The 12,653-nt window shown below is 49.8% G+C and carries 10 protein-coding genes; 2 read left to right on the plus strand and 8 right to left on the minus strand.

Features of this window, described 5'->3' with window-relative positions; translation table 11 throughout:
* The first annotated feature begins 215 nt into the window (after positions 1-215).
* Positions 216-1,376, plus strand: coding sequence for an alanine--glyoxylate aminotransferase family protein (locus tag NST70_RS13155; RefSeq protein ID WP_014097324.1), 1,161 nt, complete (start codon positions 216-218; stop codon positions 1,374-1,376).
* Complete coding sequence (gene serA, locus NST70_RS13160) at positions 1,369-2,994, plus strand: phosphoglycerate dehydrogenase (protein WP_026684362.1); 1,626 nt, start codon at positions 1,369-1,371, stop codon at positions 2,992-2,994. Before NST70_RS13155 ends, serA begins: the two co-directional genes overlap by 8 nt.
* A 78-nt stretch (positions 2,995-3,072) precedes the next feature.
* Here the strand turns inward: serA and NST70_RS13165 are convergent, their stop codons facing one another.
* The 8 genes from NST70_RS13165 to ilvC all read right to left on the minus strand — a co-directional run bounded on the left by NST70_RS13165 (position 3,073) and on the right by ilvC (position 12,638).
* The gene (locus tag NST70_RS13165) at positions 3,073-4,101 is read right to left on the minus strand and encodes a PTS sugar transporter subunit IIC (protein WP_342475281.1); all 1,029 of its coding nucleotides are present in this window, start codon (positions 4,099-4,101) and stop codon (positions 3,073-3,075) included.
* A gap of 339 nt (positions 4,102-4,440) precedes the next feature.
* Complete coding sequence (locus tag NST70_RS13170) at positions 4,441-5,571, minus strand: HAD family hydrolase (RefSeq protein WP_014097321.1); 1,131 nt, start codon at positions 5,569-5,571, stop codon at positions 4,441-4,443.
* 144 nt (positions 5,572-5,715) lie between these two features.
* Positions 5,716-6,768, minus strand: a complete 1,053-nt coding sequence (ilvA, locus tag NST70_RS13175) for a threonine ammonia-lyase (RefSeq protein ID WP_026684364.1) — start codon at positions 6,766-6,768, stop codon at positions 5,716-5,718.
* Positions 6,725-7,315 carry a 3-isopropylmalate dehydratase small subunit gene (gene leuD, locus NST70_RS13180; protein WP_014097319.1) on the minus strand — a complete coding sequence of 197 codons (591 nt, stop codon included), beginning with the start codon at positions 7,313-7,315 and terminating at the stop codon, positions 6,725-6,727. The genes ilvA and leuD overlap by 44 nt, the downstream gene beginning before the upstream one ends.
* An 84-nt stretch (positions 7,316-7,399) precedes the next feature.
* On the minus strand, positions 7,400-8,815 hold the full coding sequence (gene leuC, locus NST70_RS13185) for a 3-isopropylmalate dehydratase large subunit (protein WP_014097318.1): 1,416 nt from the start codon (positions 8,813-8,815) through the stop codon (positions 7,400-7,402).
* A gap of 146 nt (positions 8,816-8,961) precedes the next feature.
* Positions 8,962-10,062, minus strand: a complete 1,101-nt coding sequence (gene leuB, locus NST70_RS13190) for a 3-isopropylmalate dehydrogenase (RefSeq protein WP_014097317.1) — start codon at positions 10,060-10,062, stop codon at positions 8,962-8,964.
* Positions 10,063-10,081: 19 nt separating this feature from the next.
* Entirely contained in the window at positions 10,082-11,623 is a 1,542-nt protein-coding gene (locus NST70_RS13195) for a 2-isopropylmalate synthase (protein WP_061086985.1), read from the minus strand.
* Complete coding sequence (gene ilvC / locus NST70_RS13200) at positions 11,610-12,638, minus strand: ketol-acid reductoisomerase (RefSeq protein WP_014097315.1); 1,029 nt, start codon at positions 12,636-12,638, stop codon at positions 11,610-11,612. Before ilvC ends, NST70_RS13195 begins: the two co-directional genes overlap by 14 nt.
* Between the last annotated feature and the right edge of the window lie 15 nt (positions 12,639-12,653).

Here is a 12,653-nt window from a genome sequence, read left to right on the forward strand (position 1 = left end):
ACCGATGCTTTTGCTGATACAATGCCCAGCGCTTCTGAACTGGCCGGCTGAAAATGATGTAGGCCGCACCCGGCACATGCCGTTATTTTCCCAGAGGCTGCATTTCGCAGCAAATGAGGGTGGCACCACGGTACATGACGTCCCTCCTCCACAAGGATTTTTTTGTGGCGGAGGGACGTTTTATTTTAATTTTATATTGGAGGATTGACGTACTCATGCTTTTTTGTAAGGAATCGCTATTCACACCAGGCCCGACACCCGTACCGGACCGCGTAAAACAGGCCATGAACCAGCCTATGGTCGCCCACCGCAGTGAAGTCTTTTCAAATAGCCTGAAGCAAGTGGCGACAAAACTGATGCCGGTCTTTGGCACAAAAGAACCGGTGGTCGTCATTGCCGGCAGCGGAACATCCGCACTGGAAAGCGCCGTCTGCAACGTTGTCCATGAAGGCGACCATGTCGTTGTCGTTGTCACCGGCGTGTTCGGGGAGCGTTTTGCTTCCATTTGCGAATCATACGGCGCCCATGTCCACCGCCTCAATATAGAATGGGGAACCGCCTGCCGCCCGGAACAGCTGGAAACGTTCCTTAAGGGGCTAAAAGATCCGGTCAAAGCGGTTTTTGCCACCTATTGCGAAACATCCACATCGGTGTTGAACCCGGTGAAAGACCTTGGGGCCGTTGTAAAACGAGTGACCGATGCTTTATATATCGTTGACGGCGTCAGCTGCATTGGCGGTGTGCCTGCAAATATGGAAGATTACCAGATTGATATCCTTGTTTCCGGTTCGCAAAAAGCGCTCATGCTGCCGCCAGGGCTTGCCTTTGTCGCCGTCAATAAACGGGCCAAAGAGGCAATCAAAAACGGCCCTGAGAAACGGTTTTATCTCGACCTGAACCGTTATATCGATTCGTATGATGAAGCTGTGACCACTCCATTCACTCCGCCGGTTTCCCTTGTGTTTGGCGCGGAAGAAGTGTGCCGGATGATTGAGGAAGAAGGCTGGGACAATGTCATCAAGCGCCATGAAATTTTGCGCGATATGACCCGTGCCGGCGTGAAAGCTTTGGGCCTTCCGCTCCTTGTCGAAAACGACGCGGATGCTTCGCCGACCGTCACAGCGGTGAAACCGGATGGTGATCAAGCCGGGGCAATCAAAAAATATTTGCAGGATCATTTTTCAATGGTCGTCGCAAGCGGGCAAAAGCAGCTGAAAGGAAAAATTTTCCGAATTGGTCATATGGGTTACAGCACGCCTTTTGACGTGATCAACGTTTTAACCGCGCTGGAAATGGCGGTACACGAACTGAACGGAAGGGACACTTTCGGCATTGCGGTGAAAAAAGCGGAGGAGGCATGGAAAGCACATGTTTAACATTTTAGTAACGGATAAAGTAAGCGAAGAAGGCTTAAAAAAACTGTATGCGCACAAAGATTTTATCGTTGAGCACCAACCGGGCATTGCGCCGGAAGATTTAAAAGCCACAATCGGCCAATATGACGGGCTGATTGTGCGGAACCAAACAAAAGTGACAAAAGACATCATTGAGGCATCCGGCAATTTGCGTGTCATAGCAAGGGCCGGGGTCGGCGTTGACAATATTGATGTCGATGCTGCGACGAGAAAAGGGATTATTGTCGTCAATTCACCGGGAGGAAACACGATTTCCGCAACGGAGCATACACTCGCCATGATGCTTTCCCTTTCCCGCAATATCCCGCAGGCACACAAGTCCGCAGCCGCAGGAAAATGGGAGCGCGAAAAGTTCAAAGGCGTCGAGCTTTTCAAGAAAACGCTCGGCGTCATCGGGACGGGCAAAATCGGGACAGAAGTGGCGAAACGGGCAAAAGCATTCGGAATGGCCGTGCTCGGGTATGACCCGTATTTAACCGAAGAACGCGCGGCAAAGCTCGGCATCAAAAAAGCAACGCTTGACGAAATTGCCGCCCAAGCCGATTTCATTACGCTCCATACGCCGCTGATGAAAGAAACGAGGCATTTGATCAATGAAGCATTTTTGGCAAAAACGAAAAAAGGTGTCCGCATCATCAATTGCGCACGCGGCGGGCTCGTTGACGAACAGGCGCTGCTTCAGGCGCTTCAGGAAGGCCGCGTTGCAGGGGCTGCCCTGGACGTTTTTGAAAACGAGCCGGAAATCACGCCGGGGCTTTTGGAACTGCCGAATGTTATTGTAACACCGCATCTCGGCGCTTCGACCCGCGAAGCACAGGTCCGGGTGGCGGCGGATGTCAGCGACGAAATCATCCATATTTTTGAATCTGAGGAGATCCGCAATGCCATCAATATGCCGCAAACTTCCGGGGAAAACCGCGAACGGATGGAACCGTTCCTCCTTCTTGGCGAACAGGTGGCACAGCTCGGCATCCAGCTTTTGGATGAAGCGCCGGAAAAAATTGAAATTACGTACGCCGGCGAGCTTTTGGATGAAGATACAAAACTGCTGACGAGAACGATTATCAAAGGGATTCTGGCGCGTCATCTCGGCAGCACCGTTAATCTTGTCAATGCCCTCCATCTCTTAAAGGAACAGGGGTTGACATACAATCTGCAGCGCAATGCGTCGTTTAAGGGCTTTTCCAATTATTTGGAATTGGCACTGTATAAAAAAGGCAAACAAGTGAATATCGGCGCTTCGATCATTAACGGGTTCGGTGGCCGCATCGTGAAGCTGAACGATTACCGTGTCGATCTCCGCCCGGAACAGCACCTTCTTTATATCCGGCATCTGGACATCCCGGGCATGATCGGTCAGGTCGGATCGATTCTCGGCAGCAACGATACCAATATCGGCACGATGCAGGTGGGCCGAAAAGAAATCGGCGGGGAAGCGATCATGGTGCTCACGCTCGATAAAACCGCAAGCCGGCAAGTGCTGGACCAATTAAAAGAGGTAATCGGCATTAAAGCCGTTCAGACTTTGGAACTCGCAACCGGCTATACCTTTCAGGAAGAACCTTTTGTAGAAGTATAAATAAAAAGCATTCACGGCAAAACGCTGTGAATGCTTTTTTCGAATACAAGTCAAAATGAGGCTTGTACAACCCGGTTTTTATTGGACTTCCATCCTGAGGTCTCCGGTTTTTGCCCAGCCGAACAATTTGAGGAAATGATAGATGCCGAGCGTTGTAAAAATGGGTAAAATCACACCTGCCGCAATATAAGCAAGCAGCACGCGCATTCCCTGATTTGCGAGAATATTAAGCGGTGCAATTAAAGAATTCAGGCCAAGCCCGCCGAGTTCATACGGCACCTTCAAATGGAACATCATCGTTGCAACTGGCGCACAAATGAGCGACGAAACAAACGGTGGAATGACAAGGCGCGGATTTTTCACCAAATTCGGAAACTGGACTTTCGGCGTAATCAATGACTGTGCAATATTGCCGCCCCAGTCATTTTGTTTCAGCGACATTGCCGTAAAACCGACAAACTGGACCGTACAGCCGATCAGTGCGGCTGCGCTGGATACCGGATCAAGCTGCAGCGCAATGGCAAGCGCGGCCGAAGAAGCAGGTGACATGAGCAGGATGCTCCAGACGAGCGATACAACCATTGAGCCGAAAAGCGGCGAACCCTGTACAGACGCCGTAATTTCACCGCTCAGCCATTGCAAAAACGGCGTGGTGACAGCAGCAAGGCCAACGCCGGCAACACCGCCAACAAGAATCGCGGCAAACGGAATTGCCATCATATCGAGCTTTGTTTTGCCAGTTACGCGTTTTCCGACCCACGTTGCGACAACTGCAGCCAGCACAGCACTTACAGGTTGTCCGGTAACAATCGTAATCAAGCCGTCCTGGGGTGTGCCGATCGCGTTTCCGCCGACTGCCGCACAAGCCATCGAACTGAAAATGACCAATGTATTGCCGCCAAGCTGGTATGCAACGCCTGCGCCGATGGCCGGTGCCAACAGCGATTTTGTCGCTGCCCCGATCGTCAAAAAGCCGTCCCAGCCGAGGAATTTCCCGAACGTTTCAAACAAAAGGCCCAGACCCAAAGTCACGAGCACAGCGTTTGCTACCCCGGCAGATGCTTTATACGCCCTATCAATGACATAATCTTTAGTTGCTTGCTTCATCTTTTCCACTCCTTGAAATATTCCGAATTAAAAGCTGTTACAATCGCCGTTTCTGTTTTAGTTTCCGTCTTCAATGATTTCCGTCAAATGCCGGCTTATCCATCTAGATTTCCGCTCCTTTTTTTATGATGTTAAAATATTACGTTAGTTTTAATTTTATTTAAAAATATTTTTTTCAAACTTTTATCTTCATTTTTATGGAGGAACTGGCAAAATTACACTATATTAATAAAATGATCATGTTAGATTTCCCTACAAAAATTTTCTTTTCAAAAAATGCCATTTTTCACGTAGCGGAATGTCCTGCGAAAAAGAGGCATGCCTTCGCATGCCCCAGCTCTACAAAAATATGTTTTTGAGGTCTGCCACATTTTCAAAAATATAATCTGCCCCGTGTTCTTCAAATTCGGCTTTTGCTTCTTTTCCGGACAAGCCGGTTAAAATGCCGGCAAATTGGGCGCCTATTTTTTGCGCAGCAAGCAGGTCTGCAAGCGAGTCCCCGACAATCAGGATTTCCTGCCCGTTTTCAAGCGGGAGGCTGCATTCCGTACAGTCGCGGGCGGGCGTGTTTTTCCCCTTTAAAGCAAGCAGGTAGGTAAAAGGGTTCGGCTTTGCAAGCGGCGTATGGCCGCCAAGCTCCTCTTCCGCCTTTAAAACGTCGTCCGCCGTTACAATATGCTCCTCATGAAACAACGGCAGCCAGCCAAGCGCCCGGAACGGCCCGTACGTTTCAAGCTGCGGCCTTCCCGTGCCGACACCAAGTTTCAGCCCTTTCTCTGCTAAAAAGGAAAACAAGGCACCGATTTTTTCCGGTTCAGCAAGCGGAATCTCCTCATCGAGAAACCCTTTTTTTCCCGTTTGCACGCTCGGCTTCCCGGTAGATGCCACAATATTTTGGTCGCCGACATACCATTCCTGAGAAGCATGCTCGCACACCGACCAGAGCGCGCCTTTTTTACCAAGCTGCGTATCTGTAAGCCCGAAGATTTCATAAGCAAGCTGATCCAACACTTTCAATAAATCCTGTTTCGTTTCAGGCCTCTTTGCAAACCAGTTTAAAAAGATGCTATAGTCGGTTTCAACCGGATAATGTGCAAGTACCTCGCGCATTTCATGAAGTGTTACATCACCGATTTCACTTGCCAGCCAGCCACGGATCCGGCCCGCTTCCTTTTCCTTTATTTGGGAAAGCAAGTGTAAAAGCTGGCAGGTGAACGTTAAATAAATCATATCCCAGTTCGCGTTCATCCCGCGCGATTTTAAAAACCGCAGCACTTCATCATGTTGAAAAACATCAGCCCGGATGCGCCTGATTTCCTCATCTGTTAAGGTTGTTTTAAATTGTTCCGGTGCGAGCCCTAAATAATGGCCACTATGTATCAATTCCCAGACGGTTAAGCCGGATGCGTCAAAATAACGTTCCTCGCTCAGCAATACGCCGTCCACATCAAATAATACCGTTTGAATCATCTCTTCACCTCTTTCCTACATCAGTGTAACAAAGGATGCTGTTTTTTTGTATCGTTTTCTCCCTTTTCGGCCTGCACAAAGAAAAGGCGCCCCGGGGCACAGCCTAGTGACAACGCCCGGCATGCCCCGGTCTGGTGCCCGGTTCTAAAGCGAAACAACCCTATGTTTTTTTTTGCCAGCCGTAGCCAGCCGTTTGAAGTGAGAAATTTTATCCAGATCCGCATTTCCGCCGCTTACAACAATGCCGACGTGCTTTCCTGAAACGCCAGCTTTGCCGCTTAATACAGCCGCGAATGCCGCCGCTCCTGCCCCCTCGACAAACATTTTTTCGCGTTCAAGCATATAAATGATGGCAGTGGCAATGTCTTCATCGCTTACTGTCACGACATCATCCACATACTTGCTGATTAATGGAAATGTCAGCTGGCCGGTCTCTTTTACAAGAATACCGTCCGCGATGCCCGAAACATGTTCGAGCTGGCTGTTGCCCATCCCTTTAAAGCGATTATAGGCGGCAGGCGCCCCTTCGGACTGCACGCCGATGACGCGGATTTTCGGATCATAATTTTTCAGGAGACAGGCCATGCCGGCAATTAATCCGCCGCCCCCGACCGGAATCACAACCGTATCAAGATCCGCGCATTGCTGGATCATTTCGAGAGCGATCGTTCCCTGGCCGGCCATTACTTCATAATCGTCAAACGGGTGAATAAACGTTGCCCCTGTGATTTGCTGGTCCAACACAGCCGCTTCATACGCTTCCTGAAAAGATTCGCCGGTCAGCACGACTTCCGCACCATACGCCTTTGTTGCCAATACTTTGGCAAGCGGCGTTTTTTCCGGCATATATATTTTTGCCTTCAACCCCTGTTTCGTTGCCGAAAACGCAACACCTTGCGCATGATTGCCCGCAGATGCCGCAATCACGCCGTTTTTTCTCGCATCCCCTGTTAAGTTCGTAATCTTATTCAGTGCGCCCCTGATTTTAAAAGACCCTGTGCGCTGCAGGTTTTCCATTTTAAAGTAAAGCCTTGTCCCTGCCATTTCATTGAATGTCGCCGATTCGTTCAACGGCGTCCGGTGCACGACCGGCAATAAATTTTCAAATGCTGCTACAATGTCTTTCGTTTGTAAGAAATCCCCATTGTTCTTGTCACACTCCTGCGTTTTCAGACGCTTCAAATTTTGAAATTTCATCTTCAAGCAATAATGTCAGCCCGATTTCATCCAGTCCCTTTAACAGCATATTCTTCGGATACGGATCAATGTCAAAGTGGATGGCCTTTTCTCTCGTTAATACCACTTGTTTTTCAAGATCAACCGTTAAAAAGAGCCGTTCTCTCTGTGCCTTGTCAATCAAATCACGCACTTCTTCTTCCGGCAGCTCTACGGTTAAAATCCCGTTTTTCAGACAGTTATTATGGAAAATATCAGCAAAACTTGGTGCGATAACTACTTTAAAGCCGTAATCCTGTAATGCCCAAGGCGCGTGCTCCCGTGAAGAGCCGCATCCGAAGTTGTCGCCTGCCACTAAAATCTGCGCACCATCGTATTTCGGGTCATTTAAAGGAAAATCTTCCCTTTTATTTCCGCTTTCATCGAAGCGCCAGTTGTAAAACAAGCATTCTCCGAACCCTTGGCGCTCAATCCTTTTCAAAAACTGTTTCGGAATGATCTGGTCGGTATCGACATTTTTCCGGTCCAATGGGAATACGAGCCCTGAAAAAGTTTGAAATGGCTCCATTTGCTTTTGCCCCCTCTCTTCGTATAGATGAATGAATTTTCTTCTGCTGCCTGCTGCAAAAGAAGCAGCACGGCATGCCGCCATTTAGCGGACTGGCTCAGGCTGTCCGAGCTTCCGGACATCGACAAATTTGCCGTAAATGGCGGCGGCTGCAGCCATTGCCGGGCTGACAAGATGCGTTCTGGCGCCTGTTCCTTGCCGGCCTTCGAAGTTGCGGTTCGATGTGGAGGCGCATCGTTCTCCGGCCGGGACAATATCATCATTCATGGCAAGGCACATGCTGCAGCCCGACTCGCGCCATTCAAACCCGGCTTGCGTAAATATTTTGTCCAGGCCTTCTTCTTCTGCCTGTGCTTTCACGCTTTGCGACCCCGGAACAATGAGGGCCCGAACCCCTTCTCTTACATGCCGGCCTTTTACAATTTCCGCTGCAGCCCGCAAATCGGCAATCCGCGAGTTCGTGCACGAGCCGATAAACACGTGCTGGACAGGGATGTCTGTGATTTTCATCCCCGGTTCAAGGCCCATGTATTGCAACGCTTTTTCAACCGCCTGCCGTTCGCCTGGATCGTTGATTTCAGCCGGATCCGGCAATGTTTCACTGATAGGGAGGCACATGGATGGATTTGTACCCCATGTAACCTGCGGCTCAATTTCTGCTGCGTCCATTTCAAGCGTTTTGTCATAGACGGCGCCTTCGTCTGATGCCAGCGAGAGCCAGTATGCCGCTTTTTCTTCAAAATTTTCCTTCGGCGCATATTTCCTTCCGCGCAAAAAGGAAATGGTCGTTTCATCCGGGCTGATCAACCCCGCCCTGGCCCCTGCTTCAATCGACATATTGCAGACGGTCATCCGCTCTTCCATGGATAAATTGCGGATCGCTTCACCGGTGTATTCGACAATATGGCCGGTGCCGACGCCAATCCCGAATTTTGCAATGATGGCAAGGATTAAATCTTTAGCCGTCACGCCTGGCCCCAGTTTGCCGTTGATTTTGATTTGCATCGTTTTCGGGCGCTTTTGCCATAATGTTTGGGTTGCCAGCACGTGTTCTACTTCACTCGTGCCGATTCCGAAAGCAATGGCGCCGAATGCACCGTGCGTGGACGTGTGGCTGTCGCCGCATACGATCGTTTTCCCGGGCTGGGTGAGTCCCAGTTCCGGCCCGATCACATGAACAATCCCCTGGTCTGGATGGTTGATGCCGGCAAGCGGGATGCCGAATTCCTGGCAATTTTTCTCCAAAGTGGACATTTGTTTTTTCGAGACCGGGTCTTTTGAAACCCTGCCCTTTGTTGTCGCAACATTATGGTCAACGGTGGCGAATGTTAAATCCGGCCTCCGCACTTTGCGGCCATTCATCCGTAACCCCTCAAACGCCTGCGGGGACGTAACCTCATGGACAAGGTGCAGGTCAATATAGAGCAGGTCCGGTTTCCCTTCTTCGCAGTGGACCAAATGGTTTTCCCATATTTTATCGATAATCGTTTTCGGTGCCATCGTATCACTCCCATCTGCCGCTTTTCGTTTTTTTAGATCAATCTCCGTTTCGCCTCTTCCTGTGATTAAAAACTGCACTGTTTTTCCATCCCGGAAAACGCGTGGACCGCCGTAAACAGCTACTTATTTTCTGTTGAAAAATACGCTCATTGCAAAATGCGTGGACGGGCTTCACTGTTATTTAATTTTTCAATCAGTTTGTCTGTGAGCTCATGGGTGCTGACCACTTTTCCGTTTTTCACCTGCAAATCACCTGTACAATAACCGTCTTGCAGCACATCATCCACCGCTTTTTCAATCGCCGCCGCTTCTTTCTCAAGTCCGAACGAATAACGGAGCATCAAAGCCGCCGACAGCACCGTCCCGAGCGGGTTGGCTTTTCCCTGCCCGGCGATATCCGGCGCTGAGCCGTGGACCGGTTCATACATGCCGAACCGGTCGGAACGGAGGCTTGCGGATGGAAGCATGCCGAGACTGCCGGTAATCACAGACGCTTCATCGCTTAAAATATCACCGAACATATTCTCAGTTACAATGACATCAAATTGGCCCGGATTTGCAATCAGCTGCATCGAGGTGGAGTCGACAAGCATATGGCTTACTTCCACATCCGGATACTTTTTCGCGGTTTCCTCCGCAATTTCGCGCCACATTCTGCTTGATTCCAGTACATTCGCCTTATCGACGGACGCCAGTTTTTTTCTTCTGATTTGCGCAAGCTGGAATGCTTTTTCAATAATTCTCTCAATCTCTTCCCTTGTATAAGCAAGCGTGTCTATCACTTCATTCCCGTCCGGCCCGCGCCTTTCACTCGGGCGCCCAAAATAGAGGCCACCCGTCAGTTCGCGGACGATAACAAGATCGACGTTTTCCACCCGTTCCCGTTTTAAAGGCGATGCATTTAAAAGCGGGGCATATGCTTTAACCGGGCGCAGGTTCGCAAACAGCCCCATTTCTTTCCGGATTCCAAGCAGGCCTTTTTCTGGGCGGAGGGAAGCCGGGTTATGATCCCATTTCGGCCCCCCTACTGCGCCAAGCAAAATGGCATCGCTCCTGCGGCAAATGTCAAGCGTTTCTTCCGGGAGGGGCGTCCCCGCTTCATCAATAGCGGCGCCCCCGATCAGCGCATTTTCAAAAACGGCTTCATGCCCGTAATTGTCCAATACGGTTTTTAAAACGCGGATCGCTGCATCCATCACTTCCGGCCCGATCCCATCACCGGGCAGTACGGCCAGTTTCATTTTCATTGTCGTTCCTCCCCGAAAATCACACCTGTACTTGTTTTCTCGATTGCTGTTCCATTGCGTGCGCCCTGTTGATTGCATTTAAAAATGATTTTGCGGAAGCTTCCAGTACGTCTTGGGCAGAACCGCGCCCGCCACATTCAAACTCCCCGAATTTCACTTTGACATATGCATCCGCAAGCGCATCCTGGCCGGAACCGACTGACTGCAGTTTATAGTCTTTCAGCTCAATCGGGCCGTCAAACAGCTTGCTGATCGTATGGTAAATCGCCTCAACGCTCCCCGATCCGGTGCTGGCTTCTTCAACAAGCGTTCCTTCCGGTGTTTTGATTCTTACTGTGGCGGTCGGAATATTCAATGTGCCGTACTGCACCTGCACACTTTCCAGTTCATAATGGGCAGCATCTGCCGCATCGGTTTGCTTTTCGGCTAAAATGGCGAACAAATCGTCATCGGTCACTTCTTTTTTCTTATCCGTCAATGCTTTGAAAGCTTTAAACGCTTCGTTCAGTTTTTCCTGCCCAAGATCAAAGCCGAGCGCTGCTGCTCTTTCTTTAAAAGCGTGGCGGCCGGAATGTTTTCCGAGCACAAGCCGGTTGCTTGAGAATCCAACCAGTTCCGGCGTAATGATTTCATATGTCGAAGCCTCTTTTAACACGCCGTCCTGATGAATGCCGGCTTCATGGGCAAAAGCATTGGCGCCGACAACCGCTTTATTGCCTGGTACAACCATCCCGGTCAGTTTGCTGACCAATTGGCTTGTGCGTTTGATTTCATCCAATTTCAAGCGGGTTTTCTTCTTGTAATAATCCTGCCTGATGTGAAGGGCGACCGCCACTTCTTCGAGGGCAACATTGCCTGCCCGTTCGCCGATGCCGTTGATCGTCCCTTCCACTTGCTGGACTCCATGTTCAATGGCTGAAAGCGTATTGGCCGTCGCCATCCCGAGATCATCATGGCAATGGGCGGATAAAATGACTTTATCAATATTCGGGACGTGTTCCTGAATATAGTCATACAGTGCACCGTATTCTTTCGGCGTCGTATAGCCGACAGTGTCCGGCAGGTTGATGACATTTGCGCCGGCATGGATCACTTCTGTAATGATCCGGACGAGAAAGTCTTTATCCGACCTCGTCGCATCTTCTGCCGACCATTGCACCAGCGGGAATTTTTGCTTCGCATATTTCACGGCTTCAACAGCGATGGCTGCCACTTCATCCGGCGTTTTTCGCAATTTGTATTGCATATGAATCGGCGATGTGGCCAGAAAAATATGGATCCTTGGCTCGGCGGAATGTTTCAGTGCATCCCAGGCTGCATCAATGTCCTGTTTGTATACCCTCGCCAGACCGGTAACGGAACTGTTTCGGACCGTTTTTGCGATTTTCTCAACCGCTTCAAAATCCCCTTTTGAAGATGCAGGAAACCCCGCCTCCATAATATCCACGCCAAGCTTTTCCAGCTGTTTGGCAATTTCGACTTTTTCCACTGTGTTGAGATTGACGCCTGCCGATTGTTCCCCGTCCCTTAATGTCGTGTCAAAAACATTAACCTTTTGCATTCACAGCCACTTCCTTTTGTTTAATCGGATTTTTGACAAAAGGCATTAAATCACGCAGTTCTTCTCCGACTTTTTCGAGCGGATGATTTTGCTCGCGTGTATTGATGGCATTGAACATTGGGCGGTTTGTCTGGTTTTCAAGCAGCCATCCTTTGGCAAATGTGCCGTTTTGGATATCTTTTAAAACCTCTTTCATGCGCTTTTTCGTATCTTCGTTCACAACGCGCGGGCCGGAGACGAAATCGCCCCATTGCGCCGTATCGGAGATGGAATAGCGCATATTTTTCAGACCTCCTTCATAGATCAAATCGACGATCAACTTCATCTCATGACACACTTCAAAATAAGCGAGTTCCGGCTGGTACCCTGCTTCCGTTAACGTTTCAAAACCGGCTTTGATTAAAGAGGTCAAACCGCCGCACAGGACAGCCTGCTCACCGAACAAATCCGTTTCGGTTTCTTCCTGGAAAGTTGTTTCCAAAACGCCGGCCCGGGCAGCCCCGATTCCTTTTGCATAAGCAAACGCCAGGTCTTTTGCTTCCCCCGTCACATCCTGGTGAACGGCAATCAGCGCAGGCACCCCGGCTCCTTCTTCAAATGTCCTTCTGACGAGATGTCCCGGGCCTTTTGGCGCTACCATAAAGACATCGACATTTTCCGGTGGGACAATCTGGGTAAAATGGATGTTGAATCCGTGGGCAAATGCGATGGCATTGCCAGGTTCGAGCCCTGCTTCCACTTCTTCTTTGTATACTTTTGTTTGCTGCTCATCCGGCAGAAGCATCATGATAACATCGGCTTCTTTTGCGGCTTCCTTCACAGGCTTAACGGAAAATCCATCCTGTTCCGCGCGGTTAAACGACCGGCCCGGCCTGACGCCGACAACTACGTCAAAACCGTTATCACGGAGGTTTTGGGCATGGGCATGGCCCTGGGAGCCGTAGCCAACAACGGCGATTTTTTTTCCTCTCAATGCTTCTTCTTTGATGTCTTTGTCAAGATAAACTTTTGCCATTTTTCATTCTCTCCT

The sequence above is a fragment of the Weizmannia sp. FSL K6-0777 genome (assembly GCF_038593185.1).
Taxonomy (GTDB): domain Bacteria; phylum Bacillota; class Bacilli; order Bacillales; family Bacillaceae_C; genus Weizmannia; species Weizmannia faecalis.